20 protein-coding genes are annotated in these 25,904 nt (G+C 67.6%); 14 read left to right on the top strand and 6 right to left on the bottom strand.

Going from position 1 to position 25,904, the window contains the following annotated elements; translation table 11 throughout:
• Position 1 precedes the first annotated feature (1 nt).
• Together AB4851_RS10910 and AB4851_RS10905 are read right to left on the bottom strand one after the other, a co-directional pair.
• Positions 2–967: a LysR substrate-binding domain-containing protein gene (locus AB4851_RS10910; protein WP_414447208.1), complete on the bottom strand. Its 966-nt coding sequence runs from the start codon at positions 965–967 to the stop codon at positions 2–4.
• Positions 968–1,155: 188 nt separating this feature from the next.
• Entirely contained in the window at positions 1,156–2,055 is a 900-nt protein-coding gene (locus AB4851_RS10905; RefSeq protein ID WP_414447207.1) for a LysR substrate-binding domain-containing protein, read from the bottom strand.
• Between the two features lie 635 nt (positions 2,056–2,690).
• Between AB4851_RS10905 and AB4851_RS10900 the strand changes: the two genes are divergently transcribed.
• From AB4851_RS10900 to AB4851_RS10870, 7 genes are all read left to right on the top strand, one after another.
• Positions 2,691–3,197 carry a MarR family winged helix-turn-helix transcriptional regulator gene (locus tag AB4851_RS10900; RefSeq protein ID WP_414439635.1) on the top strand — a complete coding sequence of 169 codons (507 nt, stop codon included), beginning with the start codon at positions 2,691–2,693 and terminating at the stop codon, positions 3,195–3,197.
• A 206-nt stretch (positions 3,198–3,403) separates the two neighbouring features.
• Positions 3,404–4,234, top strand: a complete 831-nt coding sequence (locus AB4851_RS10895) for a p-hydroxycinnamoyl CoA hydratase/lyase (RefSeq protein WP_414447206.1) — start codon at positions 3,404–3,406, stop codon at positions 4,232–4,234.
• 31 nt (positions 4,235–4,265) lie between these two features.
• Complete coding sequence (locus tag AB4851_RS10890; RefSeq protein WP_414447205.1) at positions 4,266–5,714, top strand: aldehyde dehydrogenase; 1,449 nt, start codon at positions 4,266–4,268, stop codon at positions 5,712–5,714.
• Positions 5,711–7,606: a feruloyl-CoA synthase gene (locus AB4851_RS10885; RefSeq protein WP_414447204.1), complete on the top strand. Its 1,896-nt coding sequence runs from the start codon at positions 5,711–5,713 to the stop codon at positions 7,604–7,606. Before AB4851_RS10890 ends, AB4851_RS10885 begins: the two co-directional genes overlap by 4 nt.
• Positions 7,607–7,813: 207 nt before the next feature.
• Entirely contained in the window at positions 7,814–9,019 is a 1,206-nt protein-coding gene (gene mhpT / locus AB4851_RS10880; protein WP_414447203.1) for a 3-(3-hydroxy-phenyl)propionate transporter MhpT, read from the top strand.
• Between the two features lie 67 nt (positions 9,020–9,086).
• Positions 9,087–10,235 carry a porin gene (locus AB4851_RS10875; RefSeq protein WP_414447202.1) on the top strand — a complete coding sequence of 383 codons (1,149 nt, stop codon included), beginning with the start codon at positions 9,087–9,089 and terminating at the stop codon, positions 10,233–10,235.
• A 28-nt stretch (positions 10,236–10,263) separates the two neighbouring features.
• Positions 10,264–11,985 (top strand): tannase/feruloyl esterase family alpha/beta hydrolase, encoded by a 1,722-nt coding sequence (locus tag AB4851_RS10870; protein ID WP_414447201.1) that lies wholly within the window; start codon positions 10,264–10,266, stop codon positions 11,983–11,985.
• 103 nt (positions 11,986–12,088) lie between these two features.
• On the opposite strand, the gene AB4851_RS10865 is transcribed toward AB4851_RS10870, so the two are convergent.
• On the bottom strand, positions 12,089–14,239 hold the full coding sequence (locus AB4851_RS10865) for a glycoside hydrolase family 28 protein (RefSeq protein WP_414447200.1): 2,151 nt from the start codon (positions 14,237–14,239) through the stop codon (positions 12,089–12,091).
• Positions 14,240–15,070: 831 nt separating this feature from the next.
• On the opposite strand from AB4851_RS10865, the gene AB4851_RS10860 reads away from it, so the two are divergent.
• The 7 genes from AB4851_RS10860 to AB4851_RS10830 all read left to right on the top strand — a co-directional run bounded on the left by AB4851_RS10860 (position 15,071) and on the right by AB4851_RS10830 (position 23,146).
• Positions 15,071–16,798: a pectate lyase gene (locus AB4851_RS10860; protein WP_414447199.1), complete on the top strand. Its 1,728-nt coding sequence runs from the start codon at positions 15,071–15,073 to the stop codon at positions 16,796–16,798.
• A 415-nt stretch (positions 16,799–17,213) separates the two neighbouring features.
• The gene (locus AB4851_RS10855) at positions 17,214–18,548 is read left to right on the top strand and encodes an NAD(P)/FAD-dependent oxidoreductase (RefSeq protein WP_414447198.1); all 1,335 of its coding nucleotides are present in this window, start codon (positions 17,214–17,216) and stop codon (positions 18,546–18,548) included.
• 34 nt (positions 18,549–18,582) lie between these two features.
• Positions 18,583–19,308: an amino acid ABC transporter ATP-binding protein gene (locus AB4851_RS10850; protein ID WP_414447197.1), complete on the top strand. Its 726-nt coding sequence runs from the start codon at positions 18,583–18,585 to the stop codon at positions 19,306–19,308.
• An 80-nt stretch (positions 19,309–19,388) separates the two neighbouring features.
• Positions 19,389–20,207 (top strand): substrate-binding periplasmic protein, encoded by an 819-nt coding sequence (locus AB4851_RS10845; RefSeq protein WP_414447196.1) that lies wholly within the window; start codon positions 19,389–19,391, stop codon positions 20,205–20,207.
• A 53-nt stretch (positions 20,208–20,260) separates the two neighbouring features.
• Positions 20,261–21,040: an amino acid ABC transporter permease gene (locus tag AB4851_RS10840; protein ID WP_414447195.1), complete on the top strand. Its 780-nt coding sequence runs from the start codon at positions 20,261–20,263 to the stop codon at positions 21,038–21,040.
• Between the two features lie 41 nt (positions 21,041–21,081).
• Positions 21,082–22,419, top strand: coding sequence for an NAD(P)/FAD-dependent oxidoreductase (locus tag AB4851_RS10835; RefSeq protein WP_414447194.1), 1,338 nt, complete (start codon positions 21,082–21,084; stop codon positions 22,417–22,419).
• Between the two features lie 19 nt (positions 22,420–22,438).
• On the top strand, positions 22,439–23,146 hold the full coding sequence (locus AB4851_RS10830; RefSeq protein ID WP_414439649.1) for an SDR family NAD(P)-dependent oxidoreductase: 708 nt from the start codon (positions 22,439–22,441) through the stop codon (positions 23,144–23,146).
• A gap of 156 nt (positions 23,147–23,302) precedes the next feature.
• Here the strand turns inward: AB4851_RS10830 and AB4851_RS10825 are convergent, their stop codons facing one another.
• Genes AB4851_RS10825 through AB4851_RS10815 form a run of 3 tightly spaced genes read right to left on the bottom strand, consistent with a single transcriptional unit; the run spans position 23,303 to position 25,721 of the window.
• Positions 23,303–23,617 (bottom strand): DUF6587 family protein, encoded by a 315-nt coding sequence (locus AB4851_RS10825; RefSeq protein ID WP_414447193.1) that lies wholly within the window; start codon positions 23,615–23,617, stop codon positions 23,303–23,305.
• Entirely contained in the window at positions 23,614–25,482 is a 1,869-nt protein-coding gene (gene feoB / locus AB4851_RS10820) for a ferrous iron transporter B (RefSeq protein WP_414447192.1), read from the bottom strand. The genes AB4851_RS10825 and feoB overlap by 4 nt, the downstream gene beginning before the upstream one ends.
• Positions 25,482–25,721, bottom strand: a complete 240-nt coding sequence (locus tag AB4851_RS10815; protein ID WP_414439652.1) for a FeoA family protein — start codon at positions 25,719–25,721, stop codon at positions 25,482–25,484. The genes feoB and AB4851_RS10815 overlap by 1 nt, the downstream gene beginning before the upstream one ends.
• Positions 25,722–25,904 lie beyond the last annotated feature (183 nt).

The raw sequence follows: 25,904 nt of genomic DNA, 5'->3' as shown, positions 1-25,904 counted from the left end.
CTCAGGCACGCGCGACGGCCTCCGGGCCGCCGGTGTCGCCGCGCAACGCGTCGGCATCCTGCGCCAGCCGCGCCGAGAGCCGCTCGGGCAGGAAATCGAGCCACGCGTTCAGCGGCGCATTGAGCAGCCGGTGCGGCGTGCTGGCGATATCCACGCTCATCGACGCCATCGTGTAGCCCGGCAGCAGGCGGCGCAGCGTGCCGTCGCGCAGGCCGTTCAGCGCGAACGAGGCCGGCAGCAGGCCGATGCCCATGCCCTCGCGGATCGCCACCGTCATCGAATCGGCCACGTTGATGACGAACGGATAGCGGTCGAACTGCACGCGCTCGACGCCGTCGGGGCCGTCGAAGCGCCAGTCGATCGCCGGAATGCCCGGCGCGCGCAGTTGCAGGCACGCGTGATCGCGCAGGTCGGAGGGCCGCTCGGGCGTGCCGTGCTCATCCAGATAGGACGGCGCGGCGCACACGATGCAGGCGATCTCGCCGAGCCGCTGGGTGCCCGGGCCGGGCTCGGGCAGCACGTTCGAGACGATGAACGCGCAGTCGTGCATCTCGTCGAGCGAATCCACCGGCTGCTGGGCCAGCGTCAGGTCGATCCGCACGCGCGGAAAGCTGCGCGAAAACTCGGCGATCAGCGGCACCAGGTAATGCGTGCCGAAGCTCGTCATCGAGTGAATCCGCAGCGGGCCGTCCGGGATCGGCGCGCGCTGCCCGGTCAGCAGCTCGGCCTCGGCGAATTCGAGGTCGGCCAGGATCTTCCGGCAATGCACCAGGTAGCGCTCGCCGGCCTCGGTCAGCGACATGCGCCGCGTATTGCGTTGCAGAAGCCGCGTGCTCAGGTGCTGCTCCAGATCGGAGATGGCGCGCGACACCTGCCCGGTGGAGGTGCGCAACATCGTGGCGGCCGCCGTGAAGCTGCCGGTTTCGGCCACCCGCACAAAGACGCCCATGTTCTGCGTCGTATTCATCCCCGTTCCCGATGCGAATGTGATGAGCGGCAGTATCGCATCGGGCGGCGCCGGCGGCACAAAGCTTGGCTGTTTTTAGGGATATGTTGGCCGACTATCCCTATCGACGCGCGGCGCACCGGTTCGAATAGGTATGCGCAGCATTTCGTCAGACGTTTTCGCGGGCGCTTCGATCGCCCGCCGCGCCGCTACCGCAGCCCCCGCACGATCTTTTCCATGCGCGCGTGCGCCATCGCCAGGAACGCGCGCACCACCGGCTTCTCCTGCTGCCACTGCGAGCACACCGTGAAGCCGCGAAACACGATGTCCTTCGAGAACGGCCGGAACACGATGCGCGCCGGGTTGGTGTCCTCCACCGCCAGCGGGTTGACGATGCCGATGCCCAGCCCGCGCGCGACCAGCGCGCAGATCGTCGCGCCGTAAGGTGTTTCGATCGCCGCCACCTGGTCGGCGCGCGCCCGGCGCAGCACGCGATCGACGGCCGCGCGCGTGTCGTCGGCATACGACGGCAGGATCAGCCGCTCGCCGCGCAGATCGGCAGCGGCAATCCGCTTGCGCGCTGCCAGCGCGTGCCCCGCCGGCAGCGCACACAGGCCGGGCAGCCGGTACAGGTCGGTGCTGGTCACGCCGACCACGTCGGGCAGGGTGGTGGAGAAACCGATATCGCAGTTCGACGACGAGGCCCAGCGCTGGATCGTGCTTTCGCTGCGCATTTCGAGCGACACCGCCACGCGCGGGTGCTCGGCCAGGAAATCCTCGATCACGCCCGGCAGGAACGACAGCGCCATGATCGGCGCCGCCACCAGCCGCAACCGCCCGCTGCCGAGCTGGTTGATCTCGCGGGCGGCCTGCACCAGCTTCTCCAGCCCGACGAAGCTGCGCTCGACCTCGTGATAGAACGCCGTGCCCGCATCGGTCGCGCGGATCCGCCCGCCCTGCCGCACGAACAGCGCGAGCCCGGTGGCCGCCTCCAGCTCCGCGATCAGCCGGCTCACGCTCGGCTGCGAGGTGCCCATCTCGTCGGCGGCAACCGTCATCGAGCCGCGCAGCATCACCAACCGGAACGCCTCGATCTGCCGTTGATTCATGTGCCGTTCTCGCCGTCCAAAAAAAGTCCCGACTTTTTGCCCCATGTTCTTCTGGGCACTCATCGCACTCTAGCATTCGCAAAAAAACTGAAAGTCACGACCTTTCTCAAACATCCAGACGTATCGGATCGTAAAGATCGGAGAGGCAGAGACCAGATGCTCGCGCCTCTTGCTCTTCATTTTTTTGCATCCCATTGCGCTTGCATGATCTGGGGATCGGCCTCGGCGCGCTGCGCGCTCTCGCAGGCAACAATTAACGCGGCGCCGGCCCTTGCCGGTTGTCTCCATGATGCGGCTCAGGTCGCACTGACATCGATTTCGCGTTAATCAGCGAGCGTCTATGCATCCAATCAATTGGACCGGTTCGTTACATGCTGTCCTGCGACGCACCCCGTTCGTCGAGCACCCCATGCGAGAGACGCTGGTCGCGTACTTGCGCGAGCAGGTGGCGATCTGAGTGTCGCGGCGTCCGCCGCCGCCCATCGCGACATGTTGATAGCGCTCAGGTCGTGCGGCTCAGGGCGCCGGCGCCGGCCAGCGAACCGCGCTCGACGCGTCATCGATGGCGAATCTGCGCCGCGAGCCCGGGCAATCCCTGCTGGTAAGATGGCTCGCAACCCCACCCTGCCCGCCCCATGAGCTCCACCTCGACCAAACCTGCGAACCCGAAGCGCACCGCGAAGACCGCCACTCAGGCAGCAGCCGGCGACAAGCCGAAGGCGCGTATCCCGCAGCGCCTGACCTACGCGATCGGCGCTCTCGACCGGCTGCTGCGCCGCCACATGACCGACGCGCTCGCGCCGCTCGGCATCACGCTTGCACAATACACGGCGCTATCCGTGCTCGAAGCACGTGGCGCATCGTCGAACGCACAGCTTGCGGAGCGCTCGTTCATCACGCCGCAATCGGCAAATGAGGTGATGAGCGTGATGGCGCGCCGCGGCTTCGTCACGCGCGAGGCCGATCCGTCGCACGGCCGCGTGATCCTGCTGACGCTGACCGACGCAGGCGCGGCCATGCTGCGCGAATGCGAAACCGTGCTGCGCCCGCTCGAAACGACCATGCTCGGCGATTTCTGCGCCGACGACGCCGTGCACGTGCAACGCGTGCTGGAAATCTTCGCGCGCAACCTGCGCGGCTGACCTTCCCGCCGGCAACGGCAGCCCCTCTCCCCTTCATCGCAACTGCCGGGCGCCTGTTCGCGCCCGCCTTCTCCATGACATCCCGATACGGGTTTACACCGCCGCGAATACCGCTTGATATATCAGGTAGCCTGATATTAAATGAAGCCGTCCGCAGCAGGAATGCTGCGTGCCGAATCGCACAGCAACGCAAACCAGGAAAACACATGAGCAAGTACGACAAGCGCTGGCAGACCGTCGAAGTGAAGGTGGAGGCCGGCATCGCGTGGGTCACGCTGAACCGCCCGGAAAAGCGCAATGCAATGAGCCCGACGCTCAATCAGGAGATGCTGCAGGTACTCGACGCGGTCGAGTTCGACGACGAGGCGAAAGTGCTCGTTCTCACCGGAGCCGGTGCCGCCTGGACGGCCGGCATGGACCTGAAGGAATACTTCCGCGAGATCGATGGCGGCCCGGAAGCGCTGCAGGAAAAGGTGCGGCGCGACGCGTCGGAATGGCAATGGCGCCGCCTGCGCATGTACGGCAAGCCCACCATTGCGATGGTGAACGGCTGGTGTTTCGGCGGCGGCTTCTCGCCGCTCGTCGCGTGCGATCTCGCGATTGCCGCCGACGAAGCCGTGTTCGGGCTGTCGGAGATCAACTGGGGCATCCCGCCCGGCAATCTTGTCAGCAAGGCGATGGCCGACACGGTCGGGCACCGCCGCGCGCTGCATTACATCATGACCGGCGACACGTTCACCGGCGTGGAGGCGGCCGACATGGGGCTCGTGAACAGCAGCGTGCCGCTCGCCGGGCTGCGCGACGCGACGATCGCGCTCGCCGCGCGGCTGATGGACAAGAATCCGGTCGTGCTGCGCGCGGCCAAGCACGGCTTCAAGCGTTCGCGCGAGCTGACGTGGGAGCAATGCGAAGATTATCTGTACGCGAAGCTGGACCAGGCGCAACTGCGCGATCCGGAACAGGGGCGCGAACAGGGGCTCAGGCAGTTCCTCGACGACAAGACGATCAAGCCCGGCCTGCAAGCGTACAAGCGCTGACCCGACCGGAAGAGACAGGGCAGGAGACGACATGACCGACAGATACATGCTGATCGCCGGCGAGCGGTGCGCCGCACGCGACGGCCGCACCTTCGACCGGCTCGATCCCGCGACGGGCGCGCTCGCATCGCGCGCCCCGGCGGCCGGCCTGGCCGACGCCGACGCGGCAGTCGACGCCGCGCATCGTGCCTTTCCCGCATGGGCGGCGCTCGCGCCGACAGCGCGCCGCCGGTTGCTGCTGAAGGCCGCCGACCTGATGGACGCGCGCATCGACGCCTTCGTCGCGGCCGGCGTTGCCGAAACGGGCGCGACGCCGGGCTGGATCGGCTTCAACGTCACGCTCGCGGCGAACATGCTGCGCGAGGCTGCGTCGATGACCACGCAAATCGCCGGCGACGTGATCCCGTCCGACGTGCCCGGCAATCTGGCGCTCGCGATGCGCGCGCCGTGCGGCGTGGTGCTCGGCATCGCGCCGTGGAACGCGCCGGTGATCCTCGGGACGCGCGCATTGGCGATGCCGCTCGCCTGCGGCAACACGGTCGTGCTGAAGGCGTCCGAAGCGTGCCCCGGCGTGCATGCGCTGATCGGCGCGGTGCTCGACGAGGCGGGACTCGGCGCGGGCGTCGTCAACGTGATCACGCATGCGGCGGCCGACGCGCCGGCGCTCGTCGAGCGGCTGATCGCGCATCCGCACGTGAAGCGCATCAATTTCACCGGATCGACCCACGTCGGGCGCATCATCGCGCGCCACGCCGCCGCGCACCTGAAGCCGGTGCTGCTCGAGCTGGGAGGCAAGGCGCCCGTCCTCGTGCTGGACGATGCCGATCTCGACGCGGCGGTCGATGCGATCGCGTTCGGCGCGTTTTTCAACCAAGGGCAGATCTGCATGTCGACCGAGCGCGTGATCGCCGCGCGGCCGATCGCCGATGCGCTCGTCGAGCGGCTTGCCGCGAAGGCGCGCCTGCTGGTCGCGGGCGATCCGCGGGCAGGCCATCCGCTCGGCACGATGGTCGATGCGTCGGCGGCCGAGCGCGCAGCGGCGCTGGTCGAGGACGCGCGTGCACACGGCGCGCGGCTGCCGCTAGGCTGTCGCGTCGAAGGCGCGACGATGCAGCCCGCGATCGTCGACGGCGTGACGCCCGAGATGCGTCTGTACCGCGAGGAGTCGTTCGCGCCGGTCGTCGCGATCCTGCGCGCGGACAGCGATGACGCAGCGGTCGAGCTTGCGAACGACAGCGAGTTCGGGCTGTCCGCGAGCGTGTTCAGCCGAGACGTCGCACGCGCCATGGCGGTGGCGCGACGGATCGAGTCGGGGATCTGCCACATCAACGGCCCGACCGTGCACGACGAAGCGCAGATGCCGTTCGGCGGCACGAAGGCGAGCGGCTATGGCCGCTTCGGCAGCCGCGCGTCGATCGCCGAGTTCACCGAGCTGCGCTGGATCACCGTGCAGACCACGCCGCGTCACTATCCGATATGAGCGACGCGACGATGAACGTATCCCAAGCTCCTCACGACGCCGCGCGCGGCGCGGCCGATGTGCGCTACCGCGCGGCGGCGGTGGCCGAAGGCGCCGCCGACATGCACCGCTCCGAGGACGGCACCTGGCACCTGCGTGCGCGCGAACCGCTCGGCGCCTACCCGGAGCGGCTGACCGACTGCCTGGTCAACGGCGCGCAGGCCTACCCCGACCGCGTGCTGGCCGCGCGACGCGACGACGGCGGCCGCTGGATCGAGATCACGTACGCGCAGATGCTCGAACGCGCACGCGCGCTCGGGCAGGGCCTCGTCGATCTCGGCCTGTCGGTCGAGCGTCCGCTCGCGGTGCTGTCCGGCAACGATCTCGAACACCTGCAGCTGATGTTCGCGGCGATGCTGGCCGGCGTGCCGTACGCGCCGATCTCTCCCGCCTACTCGCTGGTGTCCACCGACTACGGCAAGCTGCGCCACACGCTCGACGTGCTGCGGCCGGGCGCGGTGTTCGTCGCCGACCGCGCGGCGTTCGCCCGCGCACTCGACGCGGCGCGGCCGGCCGACGCGACGCTGATCGTCGGGCGCGATGCCGACGCGACGGACCACGCCGTGCCGCTGTCGCGTCTGCTGGCTACCGAACCGCGCACGATAGACGCGCGCCATGCGGCGATCGGCCCCGACCATCTTGCGAAGATTCTGTTCACGTCGGGGTCGACCAAGCGGCCGAAGGCCGTGCCGACCACGCACCGGATGCTGTGCAGCAACCAGCAGATGCTGCGCCAGACGATGCCCGAGCTGACGCGCGAGCCGCCGGTGCTGGTCGACTGGCTGCCATGGAATCACACGTTCGGCGGCAGTCACAACCTCGGCATCGCGCTCTATAACGGCGGCACGCTGTATATCGACGACGGGCGCCCGGTGCCCGGCCGCTTCGACGAAACGGTGCGCAACCTGCGCGAGATCGCGCCGACGATCTACTTCAACGTGCCGAAAGGCTGGGAAGAACTGACTGCCGCACTCGAGCGCGATGCCGTGCTGCGCGACACGTTCTTCTCGCGCGTGAAACTGTACTTCTTCGGCGGTGCGGGGCTGTCGCAGGCGGCCTGGGACCGGCTCGACCGTGTGACCGGCACGCATTGCGGCGAGCGGATCCGGATCATGGCCGGGCTCGGCATGACCGAAACGTCGCCGTCGTGCCTGTTTACGACGGGGCCGCTGATGCGCTCCGGCTATATCGGCCTGCCCGCGCCCGGTTGCGACGTGAAGCTCGCGCCGTCCGGCGGCAAGCTCGAGCTGCGCTTCAAGGGGCCGAACGTGATGCGCGGCTACTGGCACGCGGACGTCGATCCGCGCGATGTGTTCGACGACGAAGGCTATTACCGCAGCGGCGACGCGGCGGTGTTCGCCGATCCGGGACGGCCGGAATTCGGGCTGCAATTCGACGGGCGGCTGACGGAGGATTTCAAGCTCGGCAGCGGCACGTTCGTCAGCGTCGGGCCGTTGCGCGCGAACGCGGTGTCGAGCGGCGCCCCGTACGTGCAGGACGTCGTCGTGACGGGCATCAACCGCGACGACATCGGCCTGCTCGTGTTTCCGCGCCTGGACGCCTGCCGCGCGCTCGCGTCGCTCGGCGCCGATGCGGCCGCGGCCGACGTGCTGCGCGCGCCAGCCGTGCGCGCCGCATTCCGGACCTGGCTCGCGGCGCTGAACCGGCACGCGAGCGGCGGATCGACGTTCGTCGCGCGCATCCGGTTGATGGACACGCCGCCGTCGCTCGATCTCGGCGAAGTGACCGACAAGGGCTCGCTGAATCAGGCCGCCGTGCAGCAGCATCGCGCGGCGACGATCGACGCGTTGTACGACCCGGCGCGCAGCGATCCCGACGTGATCTACGCGTAGGCACGCGGTTGGCGGTACCCGCGGCAACCTGCCGGAGGCGATCGGCGGGATTTTTTACGATCAGTGAATCAGGCTGCCTGATAAAAAGGGCAGCCAATCGAGCGCCGGCCCGCCCCGGGGCAGGCGCTCGACGCGCACGACAAGCGGCCCGGCGAGGCTCGCCGACGACAAGACAACAAGGACAAGACAACAAGGATTGGAGACACGATGAACACCTACGTTGCCGAAAGGCAGACCGTTGCGACCACACTCGCGCTGTGTTTCGCGATCGCGCTGCTCGAAGGGCTCGACCTGCAGTCGGTCGGCGTTGCCGCGCCACGCATGGCGCGCGAATTCGGGCTGACCGTCTCGCAGATGGGCATTGCGTTCAGCGCGGGCACCTTCGGGCTGCTGCCGGGCGCGATGCTCGGCGGGTGGCTCGCCGACCGGATCGGGCGCAAGCGCGTGCTGATCGCATCGGTTGCGCTGTTCGGGCTGCTGTCGATCGCCACCGCGCAGGTATCGAGTTTCGCGATGCTCGTCGCGGTGCGCGTGCTGACCGGCATCGGCCTCGGCGGTGCAATGCCGAACCTGATCGCGCTGTCGTCGGAAGCGGTCGCGCCCCGCGCGCGCAGCGCCGCGGTGGCCGCGATGTATTGCGGAATCCCGTTCGGCGGCGTGATCGCGTCGCTGATCGGCGTGCTGCTGGCGGGCGACGCCGAGTGGCGGCACATCTTCTACGTCGGCGGCGCGGGGCCCCTGCTCCTGCTGCCGTTGCTGGCGTTGCGGCTGCCGGAATCGCGCGCGTATCTCGACGTCGCCGACACGCCGGCCGCGCGTGCCGGCATCGCTCGAACGCTGTTCGGCGACGGCCGCACGGTATCGACGCTCGCATTGTGGATCAGCTACTTCTGCACGCTGATCGTCCTGTATTTCCTGCTGAACTGGCTGCCGTCGCTGATGGCCGCGCGCGGGCTCGACCGCGAGCACGTCGGAATCGTGCAGATCGCGTTCAACGTGGGCGGCGGGCTCGGTGCGCTCGGCATCGGCGCGGCGCTCGACAGGATGCGCGCGTCGCACGTGGTCGGCGGCATGTACGTCGGAATCGTGCTGTCGCTCGCCGCCCTGGCGGCGGCGCCCGGCTTCGCATCGCTGGCGGCGGCCGCGTTCGCGGCCGGCATGTTCGTGATCGGCGGCCAATCGGTGCTGTATGCGCTCGCGGCGATCTACTACCCCACCGCGATGCGCGGCACGGGCGTCGGCGCGGCGGTGGCCGTAGGCCGGCTCGGCTCGGTCGTCGGGCCGCTCGCCGCCGCGACGCTGCTGGCCGCCGGCCGCAGCGCACCGGTCGTGATCGGCGCGAGCATCCCCGTCACGCTCGTCGCGGCCGGCGCCGCGCTGCTGCTGATCCGCCGTCCGCGTGCGCGCGACTGACATTTCCCGGTTTTTCAATGCGCGCCGTCAGAGCGTGCAATCACCTGAGGTCTGGAGACACAACGACATGAAGAAGAACACCAGGAATGGCCTGCTGGCCGCCGGCGCATGCTGTGCGCTCGTCGCGCCGGGCGCGCGCGCGCAGTCGAGCGTGACGCTGTACGGGATCATCGATACGGGCGTCGAGTTCGTGACGCATGCGAACGCGGCCGGCGATCACGTGGTGCGCATGCCGGCCGTGACGGGCGAACTGCCGTCGCGCTGGGGGCTGCGCGGCGTCGAAGAGCTCGGCGGCGGGTATCAGGCCGTCTTCACGCTCGAAAGCGGCTTCAACGTGCGTGGCGGCGATCTCGGCCAGGGCGGGCGGCTGTTCGGCCGGCAGGCCTTCGTCGGGCTGAAGGGCGGCTTCGGCACGCTCGCGTTCGGCCGCCAGTACACGATGACCTATCTCGCGCTGCAGGGTGCGGACATCATCGGCCCCGACATCTACGGGCTCGGCTCGCTCGATGCGTACGTGCCGAACGGCCGCGCCGACAACGCGGTCACCTACATCGGCGCCTATCGCGGCGTCACGCTCGGCGCCGCGTATTCGTTCGGCCGCGACGGCGCGGGCACCGGCAACTCGCCGGGGCAAGGTACGTGCGCCGGGCAGGTGCCGGGCAATGCGGTCGAATGCCGCGAATGGTCGGCGATGCTCAAGTACGACAGCGCGTATTTCGGCGCCGCCGCCTCCTACGAGGAGCAGCGCGGCGGCGTGGGTGCGGCCGCGAACTTCTTCGACGGCGTCGCGCCGGCCGCCTTCACGAGCAGCGCGGGCAAGGACGCGCGCGTGCACGTGAGCGCATACGCGCAGGCGGCGGGCGCGCGGATCGGCGCGGGCTGGATCGGCCGGCGCGTGTCGAGCGGTTCGCCGGCCGTGGCCGGCGCGCGTTCCGACCTGTTCTTCGTCGGCGCGTCGTATGCGATGAAGCCCGATTTCATCGTCGACGGCGAAGGCTACCGGATCGTCAACAGCGCACACGACACGCGCGCGACGATGGCAACGCTGCGCGCAACCTACCTGCTGACGAAGCGGACCTCGGTCTACGCGCAATCCTCCTACCTGTGGAACAGCGCGCATGCGCGCTACGCGGTCAGCGGCGGCGGGGCCGGCACGACGCCCGGCGAGGGAATGGGCCAGCTCGGTGCGATGGTCGGTATCAAGCACATGTTCTGACCCGGCAGATCGACGAACGGAGGTTATCTTGAACAGACATTCTGCATTCCTCTTCATTGCGCCGATTTCCGCAATCGTGCTCGCCGGTTGCGGCGGCGACGATTCGGTCAGTTCCGCGCCCACTCACCTGAGCGCGGCCACGCCGGCCGCGATGGCGCAGACCTGCGACGCGCTCGCCGCGAAGCTCGCGTATGCGAGCACGTCGTTCACGTCGGTGACGACCGCGGCCGCCGGCGCGCTGACGGTGGCCGGCCAGCCGATCGCCGAACACTGCGTGATCGAGGGAAAGATGAACGAGCGCGTGAGCGCGGTGGACGGCAACACCTATGCGATCGGCTTCGAGATGCGCCTGCCGAAAGCCTGGAACGGCCGCTTCTTCTACCAGGCGAACGGCGGGCTCGACGGCAACGTGGTGACCGCCACCGGCGAGATCGGCGGCGGCGGCCCGCTGAACGACGCGCTGAACATGGGCTTCGCGGTGATCAGCTCGGATTCCGGGCACAGCGCCGCGCAGAATCCGCTGTTCGGCATCGATCCGCAGGCGCGGATCGACTACGGCTACGGCGCCGTCGACGCGCTGACGCCGATGGCCAAGCAGGTGATCCGGCTCGCGTACGGCAAGGCGCCCGACCGCAGCTACTTCGACGGCTGCTCGAATGGCGGCCGTCACGCGATGGTCACGGCCGTGCGCAACCCGGCCGACTACGACGGGATCATCGTCGGCGATCCGGGCTTCCATTTGCCGAAGGCCGCGATCGGCGAGATGTACGGTGCGCAGCAGTTCGCGAAGATCGCGTCGGCGACCGGCACGAACGGGTTGCCGGACATCCGCAGCGGCCTCACCGACGCGGAGCGGCAGTTCGTCGGCGCGAAGATCCTCGAGAAATGCGATGCGCTCGACGGCGCGGCCGACGGCATGGTGCAGGACGTCGCCGCCTGCCAGGCGCACTTCGGCATCGATGCCGATATCCCCACCTGCGCGAACGGCACGCGCACGGGCGCCTGCCTGACGCCTGCGCAGAAAACCGCATTGGAGAACGTGTTCGCCGGTGCGCGCAACAGCGCGGGCACGGCGCTGTACGCGAGCTTTCCGTACGATCCGGGCGTGGCCGGCAGCGGCTGGGCCGCATGGAAGCAGTCGAATTCCGTCAGCCTGGATCCGGCCGCGATGGCGTTCACGTTCATGACGCCGCCGAAAACCGCCGCGACGCTCGCGAACCTGCCCGGTTTCGCGCTCGGCTTCGACATGGACAACGACGCGCCGGCAATCTTCGCGACGAACGGCGTGTACACGCAATCCGCCTGGTCGTTCATGACGCCGCCCGACGAGACCAACCTCTCCGCGCTGAAGTCGCGCGGCGCGAAGCTGATCGCCTATCACGGCTCGGGCGACCCGGTGTTCTCGTTCGACGACACGCGCGATTGGTACGTGAAGGTCGCGCAGGCGAACGGCGGCGACGCGTCGGATTTCGCCCGCTTCTATCCGGTGCCGGGGATGAACCACTGTTCGGGCGGGCCGGCGACCGATCAGTTCGACATGCTGACGCCGCTTGTCGCGTGGGTCGAGCAGGGGCAGCCGCCGGCCGCGATCGCGGCCGCCGCGCGCGATGCGACGAACGCCGTGCCGAACGCGGACGTGCCGACCTCGTGGGGGGCCGGCCGCACGCGGCCGCTATGCCCGTATCCCCAGGTTGCACGCTACAACGGTTCGGGCGACGTGAATTCGGCAGCGAGCTTCAGTTGCCGTTGAGATCGCGCCGTCACCAAAGGCGGCCAGCGCGCGCCTTGGCAACATCCGGGTGCGGACCGTCGATCAGCGCGCGAGCCGGATACGCTCCGTCTCGCGCGCTCGATTACAACGAAGGTGCCCAGGTCGTGCCGAACGGATTCGACTGATCGATGCCAGGGAAGTCGACGAACGCCTTACTGCAATCCAGCACGCCGCTGCTGGTCAGCGCGTGGTTGGCAACGCCATTCACCGTGACGCGGTTCGCGGTCGAGGCGAAGATCGGCAGGTTCACGTTCTGCAGTGTGAGGTTGGCGTCCGACGAGATCACCGAGATGTTGTCCGGCGAGTCCGCTACCACGTTGGTGAGCTTCATCACAAGCGGGAAGGCCGGCTCGCCGAAACCGCCCGTATTCGCCTCGAAGCCTTGCAGCTTGACACCGGCCGACCCGGTGATCACCACATTCGAGATCGAGATGTCGTGGAAATTCGGATACAGCGGACCGCCCGCCGGCAGCGCCTTCGTGCTGTAGTACGGCGTAAAGAGCAGCGCGTTGGTCGCGTCCCGGATACAAATGTTCGCGTAGTTGATATTGCTTACCTCGCCGCCGCGTGCGTAGTCGGACTTGATGCGCAGCCCCTCTTCCGAGTCCCAGAAGGCGTTGTCGTAGACCTGCACGTTCGTCACGCCTGCGTTCGTCTCGCTGCCGATGGAAATGCCGTGTCCCCAGTAGATGTGGTTGTGAGCGATCACGATGCCCCATTTACGGTCCGCGCGGACGTTGCGGTTGCCATCCACGCCAAACAGGCCCGAACCGGCTGGCGACGGGTTGTTGCTGCCCTTGAGCGCAATGTCGTCGTCGCCGGTGCTCACGTAGTTATAGGCAAACACGAAATTCTTCAGGTAGCCGTCGAACGAGATCGCGCCGGCGGCGGAGTTCGTCGTGCTACCCGTCGAGAGGGCGACCGAGGTGGCCTTCGAGGCCGAGCCCGGATCGAATGCGTCGGTGTTCTTGACGTTGTCCTCCCCGAAGGTCTGGCCCGTGTAAAGGGGATTGCCATTTCCTGCAGGATTCGCGAACGCGGCCAGCGTCGGGGTTTGCACCTTCACGCCCCAGATCGTCAAGCCGTCGACACCGCTCGGCACCACGTGGAAGTTCGGGCTGTTGTTGAGCGTGATGCGATACAGCGTCAGGTTCTTCGCGTAGTTGAACACCATCAGCCGGAAATTCGACTGCGAAGCCGTACCGGTGGTGCCGTTCTGCACCATGTTGCCGAGGTACGCCAGATCCCACCAGCTCATGTTGCGCACCGACGATTTCGAATCCACCATCGTGCCGCCGTCGTCGCAAGGCGTACCGTCGGGCGCCACGGTGCCGGTTTTGTACGCGGCATAGGTATTCGAGCAGGTAAGGTCCACCTTCATCAGCGGATATTTCGCATCCGAGGTGACGATTTCCGCGTAGCCGCGGCCGTCGATGCGACCATCGCCGACGACCGCCGAGTTGACCAGGTTGGTGCCTGTGATGAGCGCCAGGCAGTTCGACGAGCTCCCGCTCTTCGTGGCGCTGACGGCGGTATTGGCGCAGTACGGGCCGGCGAGTGCGGGCGCATAGGCCTTCACGTCACGCGAGGCATACAGCGTGACGCCTTTGTCTATCCACAGCGTCACGCCCGAAGGCAGCGTCAGCGGGCCGCTGATGAAGCTGTTGCCGCCGCCGCTGCTGTTGACCACCAGGCGCACGGCGAATTTGCTGGCGTGGTATGCGGGCTTGGCCAACGCCTCGCCGGATGCCCCCGCGATGTTGACATTCGCAATGGCCGCGGCCTTCTGCGCGGCAGTGGCCGAGGCGTCCGCCGCCGCGATGGTCGCCCCCACTTCCGCATCGACCGCGGCCCCGCAGGCGTCGAGCGCCGCCTGAATCCGCGCCTGGTCGGGGTTGGCCGTGGTCGGCGACACCGCCTTGCCCACGCCTGCCAGGGAGGGATCGGCCTCGGGCGGCAGGGAGCCATCCGGGCGGCTCACGAGCGTATTGCTGGCTTCGAGCGTGCTGCACACCTGAGCATCGGCGGGCAGGCTCGGCTCTGCCGGCAAGTTCGCGTCGGACGTCGTTGTCCCAACCTGGAACACGGCATTGGCAGTGGACGGGCTGCCGGTGCCGATGGAGGTGGGTGCGTCCGAATCGCCGCCGCACGCGCTCAGCGTGGCGGCCGTCGCGATCGAGGCTGCGAGCAGGCACAGCAAGCGTGCCCCACGCGTCCGTGAAGAAGCTCTCATGAAGGTGTCTCCTGTCTGGTCATCGTGCGTCGACGATGCCGGGTTGGTGTGTCGATGAATCGATTTTTTTGGTCAGTCATCCTATAACGGACAACGAAAAAGTGAAAGGTCGCACGGATGCTTGAGTCCGCGATTTCGTTTCACCCAAGATCGGACGAGCGACAAAAGCGGAAAATCGTTTCGTTAATCGAATCCGGCATGGCACGGGGTTTTCCAATATCCGATCCCCGGCCCCTCCATTCACTATGACTTACGGGTATATACCCATTCGATCAACTTTTTATTGAAATGTTTTGGAAAGGTATGTGATCTGATGTCCGATATTAAAATGCTGTCCCGTACTACGCGCCCGGACGGTAGGAGAACGGACATCATCCGTAAAAAATCGCCATGGCCAGGGTTTTTGAGCTGATCTACGGCTAGGGAAAGCCCGAGCTTGTTGCCTCGACTTCGCGACTTATACGATTTCCGTTGTCAGATGTTTTTCAGAAGACGGGTGATACATCGCGCCCTCCCTCTTGCAAAACTCACGACGGGCGACATGTCCACATCCGCGCATAGCGCACCTGCACTCGCACCTTTTTCACCCCATCGTTTTACTTTCGGCGTGTATTCCGAGTGAATCGCTCGCAATCAAGAGGAGCGGAACGGAAGAGCTCGAAGCGGCTATGTCGCGCCACTCCAATTTCACTCCATGTTGTATGACGTCGCAACACATAAGCGATGAAAAACCGCTGGAGCGCATGGATCGAGGCAGCGCTTATTGGGCCCAGTTAGTTGGCATGACGAACAATAAACCGGGCCGCGGCCCGCAGACGGGAGCAGAGATCCATGACGCAATTCTTGTCGACACACAAACGCTGCTGGCAACTGTGCGCGGGCATCGCACTGACAGCCGCGGCGACAGCATGCGGCGGCACGGATTCCGCGCCGACCTCGGCCATCGGCACCACGCCCGCCGTCGGGTCCGGCTCCGCGGCCGCCACGGCGACAGCCTCGTTCGTTCCGGCCAACGGCGAGACCGCCGCCTATGCGGACACGCGCCTGTCGATCACGTTCGACGCCCCTCCGACGCTCGGCGCCGCGGGACAGATCAAGGTGACGCGCGTTTCGGATGGCAGCCTGGTCGACATCATCGACATCAGCGGCGCGCCAGTCACCGCCGGCGGCGAAAGCCAGACCTACATGCCGGCCGCCAACACCGAAGTCGACAAGCTCGGCAACAACGTGGGCTCGCTCACGCAATGGCGCTATGTCTACTACACGCCGGTCACGATCTCGGGCAACACCGCGACGGTGCGCCTGCACGACGGTGTGCTCGCCTACGGCACGCGCTATTCCGTGAGCATCGACAACGGCGTGCTGAACGGCAAGATCGCCGGCCAAGCCTTCGGCGGCATCGGCACCCCGACCGCGTGGTCGTTCCAGACCAGACCCGCGCCGAGCTCCCCTACTGCCGTGACGGTCGGCGTCAGCGGCACGAGTGACTTCCGAAGCGTCCAGGGCGCGCTCGACTGGATCATGCAAAATGGCTGCGTAACGTGTATCAACGCGAATGACGCCAAAACCATCACGATCGAGAACGGCAGCTACCACGAGCAACTGTTCCTGCGCAACGTGAACAACCTGACCATCGCGGGCCAAAGCCGCACGGGCGTGGTCGTCTACGACGACAACTACGAGTCCTACAACCCGTCCACCGGCGGCAGCAAGACGGCCCCGCAAACCACGCTGACGACGGAGGGAAGCGGCACGCGGCGCAGCCTCGGCGGAGGCCGCTCGGTGCTGCTCGTGGAAGGCGCCGACCTGTTGAAGCTGACGAACTTCACGCTGCAGAATTCGCACGTGAAAAGCGCTGTCGACAACAATCAGGCCGAGGCGATCTATTACAACAGCGCGACGCTGAACGGCAGCCGTCTCATGGCAACGCAGATGACCTTCCTGAGCGCGCAGGACACGCTGCAGCTCAAGGGCTGGGCGTGGTTCTATCAGTCGCTGATCGCCGGCGACGTCGATTTCATCTGGGGCTCCCCCTACGCAGCCCTGTTCGAGCAGAGCGAATTGCACACGGTCGCCGATCCTGTCACGCCCACCTCCGGCGGCTATGTATTCCAGTCGCGCGCGGCCTACGGCTTCCCGGGTTTCGTCGTGCTCAACGGCACGCTGACTGCCGATGCAGCGGTGCCAGCCGGCGCCACCTATCTGGCGCGCTCGGGCGGCCTGAGCTCGCCGACCTACTGCACCACCGCGTACACAGGCAGCGGCAGCTTCGGGAACGCGAACCTCGGCTGCGACGACGTGGCCTACGTGGGTACGCAGATCGGCACGCACGTCGCGACGGCCGGCTGGTACACGAACCCGGCGCCCAACCCCGCGTCCCCCACTGCCGTGGCAGGGTGGCGCGAGATGGGCAGCCTCGATGCGTCGGGCAACGCGCTGCCCACGAACGGACGCACCGGGACATACGCGACGACAAGTGCCGACCTAAGCGGATTGAATACGCGTGCGAAGGTGTTCGCCTCATGGAACAACAACGCGGGCTGGGTACCTTCGCCGTGACGGCGCCATGAACCCTGGCGTGTCCACGGTTGCCATAAACCATGGCTTGAAGCGGCCAGCATGAACAGCAAGCGATACACGAATAAGTTCAAGATCGAAGCAGTCAAGCCAGCCGCTATGCCTGGCCGGCGAAATTCGGCGGGCCGGACGAGAACGGTCATCAGATCCGGTGATCACCGAATCAAAAAAGACTATTGGCGCGGCGACGTCCCCTCGCCTTGCCAGAAATCTCCAGTCTTCGCCGCTACGGTTTTTCGGGAGGAGCTCAACGTCTCCTGTCGGGCCGATGTCGATCGCTTCGGATTCCCGACCAGATTGCCATATCAAAAATGAATGGAAGGTGTTTTTGTCGCTATTTGACCGGATGCGCGCCGCAAACCTAGACTGGTTTCAACTTGAGCACCCGGGAAATCCGATGCGCCCCGACACCCTGCTGTTTCATGACGCGTTCCGCGTTGCACCGTACTGGTGGGATGCCGCGCCGCCCGAAACCGACCACTCGCCGTTGCCGGCCTCGGTCGACCTGCTGATCGTGGGCAGCGGCTACTGCGGCCTGTCGGCCGCCGCCGAAGCGGCGGGCCACGGCCTCTCGACGGCGGTGATCGATGCGGAAGAACTGGGCGCCGGCGGCAGCACGCGCAGCGGCGGCATGGTGTCGAGCGGCCAGAAGCTCGCGCTGACCAATGCGATTCGCGGCGTGTCGGCCGAGCGCCTGCAACGGCTGATGCGCGAATCGATCGCGAGCTTCGATTTCCTCAAGCACCTGGTGGCCAGCGAGCGGCTCGATGCGGACCTGCACATCAGCGGCCGCTTCTTCGGCGCCTACACCACGCAGCACTTCGACACGCTGCGCGCCCAGGGCGAACTGCTGCGCGAGAAAACCGGCGTGACCGTGCACGTGATTTCGCGCGACGAGCAGCGCGCGCTGGTCGGCACCGATTACTACTACGGCGGCATCCTGATCGACGAGTACGGCGGCCTGCATACCGCCAAGTACCACCGCGCGCTGCGCGAACTGGCGCGCCGCCGTGGCGCGACGCTGCACTCCCACGCCGCCGCGCAAAGGATCGAGCGCATCGGCAACGCCGGCGCGGCCCGCTTTCGCGTGCACACCGCGCGCGGCACGATCCTGGCCGGCCGCGTGCTGGTGGCGACCAACGGCTACACGGGCGACCTGCTGCCGTTCCTCGCGCGCCGCGTGCTGCCGGTGGCCAGCTACCAGATCGCCACCGAGCCGCTGCCGCCGGGCCTGATGGACGCGCTGAACCCGGGCCGCCGGATGGTCAGCGATTCCAAGCGCAACCTGTTCTACACGCGCCCGTCGCCCGACGGCACGCGCATCCTGTTCGGCTCGCGCCCGGCGATCCGCGAGCTCGACGAGCGCGACGCCGCGCGCCGGCTCTACGCGAAGCTGGTGACGCTGTGGCCCGCCCTGCGCGACGTGCGCCTCACGCATGCCTGGAAAGGCTTCGTGGCGATGACGAACGACCGCCTCGCGCATCTGGGCGAGGCCGACGGCATCCACTACGCGGTGGGTTGCAACGGCAACGGCGTGGCGCTGATGACCTGGCTCGGCCAGCGCATCGCGCGGCGCATCGTGGGCGCGGCGGCCGAGGCCGGCCCGTTCGCCGAGGGCGGCTTTCCGCTCGACCCGGCCTCGCTGGCGCGCCCGCTCGCGGTGCCGGTCGGGGCGGCGCTCTACGAATTCAACGATTATTGGAGCGGCCGCCAGCGCGCCGCACTCGCCTGATTCTCCTTTCCGTTCCCATTCGCAGGAGTCCGCAATGATCACGTTGCGCAAGGTATCGAAATGGTATGGCGAAAACCGCGTGCTCGACGACTGCTCGGCCAGCGTCGCGCGCGGCGAGGTGGTGGTGATCTGCGGCCCGTCCGGCTCCGGCAAATCCACGCTGATCAAGTCGATCAACGGGCTGGAATCGATCCAGCAGGGCGAGATCGAGATCGACGGCCGCCCGGTGGGCGGCAGCGCCGCGCAACTGAGCGCGCTGCGCGCCACCGTCGGCATGGTGTTTCAGCACTTCGAACTGTTTCCGCACCTGACGGTGCGCGAGAACCTCGAACTGGCGCAGGTCAAGGTGCTCAAGCGCCGCCGCGACGAAGCGGCCGAGCGGGCACGCACGCTGCTGCGCCGGGTGGGCCTGCATGCGCACGAGGATCGATTCCCGTCGCAACTCTCGGGCGGTCAGCAGCAGCGCGTTGCGATCGCACGCGCGCTGTCGATGGACCCGATCGCCATGCTGTTCGACGAGCCGACCTCCGCGCTCGACCCGGAGATGGTGCATGAAGTGCTCGACGTGATGACCGAACTGGCGCGCGACGGCATGACCATGCTGTGCGTGACCCACGAGATGGGCTTCGCGCGGCGCGTGGCCGACCGCATCCTGTTCATGGATCGCGGCGCGATCGTCGAGGACGACACCAGCGAACGCTTCTTCGCCCAGCCCCGTTCCGAGCGCGCCCGGGATTTCCTGTCGCGCATCCTGCATTGATCCGGGCCGTGCCCGGCCCGCCCCTGGTTTTGCCCTCACGTTTCATTGTTGCGTCCACCTCGAGAAGAAGGAGTTCCGTCATGCGCTTCCGCCAGTTCCTCCGCGCCATTGCCGTCGCCGTGCCGCTGTCCCTCGCCGCCGCTTCCGCCGCCCATGCCGACGACCTCGGCACGCTGACGCCGGGCCAATTGATCGCCGGTGTCGACGCCAACAACAAGCCGTATTCGTACGTCGACAACGGCCAGATGACCGGCTTCGACGTCGAGCTGCTGCGCGCGATCGGCGCCAAGCTCGGGCTGAAGGTGGAATTCCGCGCGCAGGACTTCGCCGGCATGTTGCCCGGCGTGGCGAACCGCCAGCTCGACGTGGCGGCCGGCTCGATCTCGATCACCACCGAACGCCTGAAGATGGTGGACTTCTCCGAGGGCTACCTCACCGGCCTGCTCAGCGTCGCCACGCTGCCGGGCAGCCCGATCACGTCGGACATCGCCTCGGTCAAGGGCAAGCGGATCGGCGTGATCCAGGGCACCATCGAGGACACCTATTCGGATACCTACATTCCGGGCGCGCAAGTGGTGCGCTTCCCGAACCTGAACGCGGGCTTCCTGCAACTGCGCTCGAAATACATCGACGGCTACTTCATCGACAAGACGCTGGCGGTGGGCCTGCAGGCCAAGTACCCGCAGATGAACCTGCAGGACAAGCTCGACATCTCGGCGGTCAACCTGCCGGCCGGCTTCCCGATGCGCAAGGGCAACGCCAAGCTGGAGGCGGCCGTGAACCAGGCGATCAATGCGCTGGTGGCCGACGGCACCTGGCTCAAGCTCTACAAGCAGTTCAACCCGACCTACCCGACGCCGACCAGCCTGCCGCCGTACGCCATGAAGACGGGCGGCTGATCGCCCTCGCCCGACCGTCCACCCGGCCCCGCCACTTTCACGAGGAGTCCATCATGCAGGCGTTCATCGAGAACTTTCTCGACTGGCAGTTGCTGACGTCGTCGCTGCCGTCGCTGCTTTATACCGGCCTCGTCAACACGCTGGTGTTGTCGGTGTTCTCGACGCTGCTCGGCATCGTCGCGGGGCTGTTTCTCGCGCTGCTGCTGGTGTCGCCGACGCGCTGGCTGACGGTGCCGGCGCGTGTTTACGTGGACGTGTTCCGCGGCCTGCCCGCCGCGCTCGTGATCCTGGTGGTCGGCCAGGGGCTGGCGCCGATCGGGCTGGCGCTGTTCGGGCCGAACCCCTACCCGCTCGCGATCGTCGCGCTGGCGCTGATCTCGTCGGCCTATATCGCCGAAATTTTCCGCTCGGGCATCCAGAGCGTCGGGCGCGGCCAGCTTTACGCGTGCCAGGCGCTCGGCATGACGTACTGGGCCTCGATGCGCTACGTGATCGTGCCGCAGGGCATCCGCCGCATTTTGCCGGCGCTCGCGAACCAGTTCATCTCGATCGTCAAGGATTCGAGCCTCGTGTATTTCCTCGGCCTGCTGACTTCGCAGCGCGACCTGTTCACGATCGGCCAGAACTCCGCCGTCAACACCGCGAACCTGTCGCCGCTGGTGGCGGCCGGCGCCGTCTATCTGCTGATCACGGTGCCGCTGACCCACGCGATCAACCATATCGACCGCTGGACCAACCGCCACGCCAACCCGGGCTCGCAACGCCCGGACCGCAAGGCCGGGATGCGGCGCGCGGTGCGCGCGGCCGTCTCGCGCCTCTCGACGCGTCACTGAACATACCGCCAACCCAACGCTCACCAGGAGACGTCTCCAACATGGGACCGACAGTCGACACCGTAGCCAGCGATACCCGAGTGCCCGCGCAAGCGGACGTGGTGGTGATCGGCGGCGGCATCATCGGCGTCAGCACGGCGCTCGCACTCGCGGACAAGGGCTTGTCCGTGGCGCTGTGCGAGAAAGGCCATATCGCCGGCGAGCAGTCGAGCCGCAACTGGGGCTGGGTGCGCGTCACGCGGCGCGACCCGCGCGAGCTGCGGCTGGCGATCGAGAGCCTGAAGATCTGGCGCACGCTCGACGCCGCCATCGGCGCCGATACCGGCTTCCGTCAATGCGGCATCCTCTACATGTCGGAGGACGAGGCGGCCATCGAGGATCACCGCGACTGGCTGCGCCGCGCGCGCGACGAGGCCGGCGACACGTTCGACACGCGCGAGGTGGGCGCGGCCGAGATCGCCCCGCTGCTGCCCGGCTCGACGGTGCGCTACAAGGGCGGCCTGTACACGCCGAGCGACGCGCGCGCCGAGCCGCAGAAGGCCGCGCCGGCCATCGCCAACGCGCTGCGGCGGCGCGGTGTGTCGATCCTCACGCCGTGCGCGGCGCGCGGCATCGAAACCAGCGGCGGGCGCGTCAGCGCGGTGGTAACCGAGCACGGCACGATCCGCTGTTCGGCCGTGGTGGTGGCGGGCGGCGCGTGGACCCGCTATTTCTGCGGCAGCCTCGACATCGAACTGCCGCAACTGCTGGTGCGCGCCTCCGTGCTGCGCACCGAGCCGCTCGCGGGCGGCCCCGAGGTCAGCGGCAGCAACAAGCATTTCGCGTTTCGCAAGCGCCACGACGGCGGCTACACGATCGCGGCCGGGTTTCGCACCTGGACCGACCTGACGCCCGACGCGTTCAAGCTGTTCTTTCAGTACCTCGAAGCATTGAAGAGCCAGGGCGGCGCGATGCGGCTCGGCATCGGCCGGCGCTTCCTCGACGAGCTGCGCCGCCCGCGCCGCTGGGCGCTCGACCGGCCGACCGAATTCGAGCGCGTGCGCACGCTCGACCCCGAGCCGATCGCGCGCTACGTCGATCCGGGGCTGGCCGAATTCATGCGGGTGTTTCCACACCTGAACGGCGCGCGCATCGCGCAGCGCTGGGCCGGCTACATGGACGTGACGCCCGACGCGATTCCGGTGATCGCGCCGGTCGAGCGGATTCCGGGCGTGTTCATCGGCACCGGCTTCTCGGGCCACGGCTTCGGCATCGGCCCCGGCGCGGGGCGGCTGATGGCCGACCTGGTGACCAACGACACGCCGCTCGTCGACCCGCGCGCGTTCCGGCTCACGCGCTTTTCCGATGGCACGAAGATCGTCATCGACGCTGGATTCTGAACCCCGGAGGCTCACGATCATGGACAAGGTGGCAATGATTTCCGGCGCGAACCGCGGCATCGGGTTCGCCATCGCCGACGAGTTGCGGCGGCGCGGCTACCGGCTGTCGCTCGGCGTGCGCGAGCCGTCGAGCGTGGCCGCGGCCTGGCCCGACGCGCGCGACGACGACCCGAACCTGCTCGCCGCGCGCTACGAGGCGCGCGACCCGGACGCCGCGCGCGGCTGGGTGGACGCCACGCTGGCGCGCTTCGGCCGCATCGACGTGCTGGTCAGCAACGCCGGCATCTGCCGCGCGATCAGCTTCGACGAGGGCACCGATGCGCTGCTCGACGAAACGCTCGACATCAACGTGAAGGCGCCGTTCCGGCTGGTGCAGGCGGCGCTGCCGCACCTGCGCCGCGCCGGCAACGCGCGTTTCGTGCAGATCGCCTCGCTGTCGGGCAAGCGGGTGCGCAACGACAACGTCGGCTACCAGATGTCGAAGCACGCCACCGTGGCGCTGACCCACGCGGTGCGCCGCGCCGGCTGGAACGACGGGCTGCGTGCGGTGGCGGTGTGCCCCGGCTTCGTCAACACCGAGATGGCGGCCGGCATCGCCGACCTGGCGGCCGAGGCGATGACGCAGCCCGAGGACATCGCGCGGCTCGTCGCCAATACCATCGAGCTGCCGAATTCGGCCAGCATCGCCGAGTTGCTGATCAACTGCCGGCACGAGGATTTGTTCTGAGGGAGGGGTGAACTCGAGCGTCTCGCGCCCTCCCGGGGCCGTACGCCGAGTGGCTCGTGGGCGAGGGATCGCTCAGGTGAGGTGCATTCGCCTCGCGTGAGTCGGAGCGATATCGATCGCAACACGCCGAGGGCGCCGATGCTGGACGCGATCCGATCAGTTCGAGTCGCGCCCCGCGCGCGGCTGAAACGTCAGCGGCGCTTCTTCGGGCGCTGACGCATCGGCGGCGGTGCCGCAACCGCCGCAAGTCGAACACCCCGACCCGCAGCCTTGCGCCGCGCCCGCCGAACGCGACAGGCGCCGGCCGAGCCAGCGCGCCCACGCCGCGCGCTGCGGCTCGACCAGATGCGCGGCCACCCGCTCGATGCCACGCGCCGACCATGCCGGCGCGAGCTTGCGCACCATCACGCCGCAACTGGCGGCCACCACCGCGCCGATCACGCAGTACTGCAGAACGAGGCCGGTACTCATGCCAGCCACCGTGCAAGCTGATACGTGACGAACGAAGCCGCGTAGGCCATCACGAACATGTAGCCGAACGAGATCGCGACGTTCTTCCACGAGCGCGTCTCGCGCCGGATCACGGCCAGCGTCGACATGCACTGCGGCGCGAATGCAAACCACACCAGCAGCGACAGCGCGCTCGCCAGCGAGAAGTTGGCCGTCAGCGCATGGGCGAGGCTGGTGATGTCGCTGTCGCCGCCGCCCACCGCGTACACGGTGGCGAGCGCGGCCACGGCGGTTTCGCGCGCGGCGAACGCCGGGATCAGCGACAAACTGATCTGCCAGTTGAAGCCTAGCGGCGCGAAGATCACTTCCAGCCCGCGGCCCAGATAGCCGGCGATGCTGTAGTCGATCGCGGGGCCGGTGGCGCCGGCCGGCGGCGACGGGAACGTCGAGACGAACCACATCAGCACCGTCAGCGCGAGGATCACGCCGGTCAGCCGCTTCAGGAAGATCGAGCCGCGCTCCCACAGGCCCAGGCCGATGTCGCGCGCACGCGGCACGCGATACGAGGGCAACTCCATCAGCAACGCCTGCTCGTCGCTGCCGCCGCGCAGCTTCTTCATGATCCAGCCCACCAGCATTGCGCCGCCGATGCCCGCCGCGTACAGCAGGAACAACACGATGCCCTGCAGGTTGAACACGTAGGCCACCTTGCGCATCGGGATGAACGCGCCGATCAGCAGCGCATACACCGGCAGCCGCGCCGAACAGGTCATCAGCGGCGCGACCAGGATGGTCGCGAGCCGGTCGCGCGGGTTGGTGATGCTGCGCGTGCCGAGCACGCCCGGAATCGCGCAGGCGAAGCTCGACAGCAGCGGAATGAACGAGCGCCCCGTCAGCCCCACCGACAGCATCATGCGATCCAGCAGGAACGCCGCGCGCGGCAGGTAGCCCGACTCTTCCAGCACCAGGATGAAGAAGAACAGCACCAGGATTTCGGGCAGGAAGCCGAGCACGGTGCCGAGGCCGGTCAGCAGGCCGTCGGTGACGAGGCTGTGCAGCGGGCCGTCCGGCAGCCACGCGCCGACGATCGTGCCGAGCCAGTCGAAGCCGTCGCCGATCGCGTCGGTGATCGGCTTGCCGACCGAGTACACCGCCTGGAACACCACGAACATCACCAGCGCCAGGATCAGCAGGCCGAACACGGGGTGCAGCGTCCAGCGGTCGAGCCGGTCGTCGCGCTCGTCGGTCGAGCGCGGCATCGTCACGGCCGCGGCGAGCAGCGCGCGCACCTGGGCGTGGACGTCGGCGCTTGAAGCGGCCGGGGGGGTGGCATGGTTGGCCTGCATCGCTTGCGCGGGTTCGGCCGCAACCGGCCGGTGCGCATCGATCGCCGCGATCAGCGCGCCCGCGCCCTGCTTCTTGATCGCCACCGTCTGGATCACCGGCACGCCCAGCTCGCGTTCGAGCGTCGGCACGTCGATCGCGATGCCGCGCCGCGCGGCCTCGTCCATCATGTTCAGCGCGACCAGCACCGGCTGCCCGAGCTGCCGCACCTCCAGCACGAAGCGCAGGTGCAGCCGCAGGTTGGTGGCGTCGACCACGCAGACGATCAGTTCGGGCCGCGCCTCGCCCGGATAGCGGCCGAGCAGCAGGTCGCGCGTGATGCGTTCGTCCGGGCTGGCCGAATCGAAGCTGTAGGCGCCGGGCAGGTCGAGCACCTGCACCGTGCGCCCCGACGGCGCCTGGAACTGCCCTTCCTTGCGCTCGACGGTCACGCCGGCATAGTTGGCGACCTTCTGTCGCGCACCCGTCAATTGATTGAACAGCGCGGTCTTGCCGCAGTTCGGGTTGCCGACCAGGGCGATGCGAAGCGACGGAGCCCTCATCAGCGAACGCCCTCGACCGTCACGCGCGCGGCTTCGGTGCGCCGCAGCGCGAAGCGCGTGGAACCAATCTGGATCAGCACCGGATCGGCGCGCCACGGGCCGTGCGCCACCACGCGCACGGCTTCGCCGGAGACGAAACCGAGATCGCGCAGGCGCTGGGCAATGGGATCGGGCTGGGTGACATCGGCGACGGCGACGACGGTCGCGGAGGCATTCTTGGGCAAATCGGAAAGGAGCATTGCGGCAGGGAACATAAATAATAATAATTCTCAATATCATGCCCGAACCGCCCCGCAGCGCCAACCCGGAACACGGGGTTACCCTGCGCCACCTTGTCGCACACAAACGGCTGACGGCCGGTTTCAACAGGCCGACCGGCCAGCTTGACCGCATCGATCTGCACCTGAATACCTAGGTAATTG

This window comes from Burkholderia sp. 22PA0099, assembly GCF_047497165.1.
GTDB lineage: Bacteria > Pseudomonadota > Gammaproteobacteria > Burkholderiales > Burkholderiaceae > Burkholderia.
The sequence above is the reverse complement of the archived record's forward strand: the minus strand, read 5'-3'. Positions and strand labels throughout refer to the sequence as shown.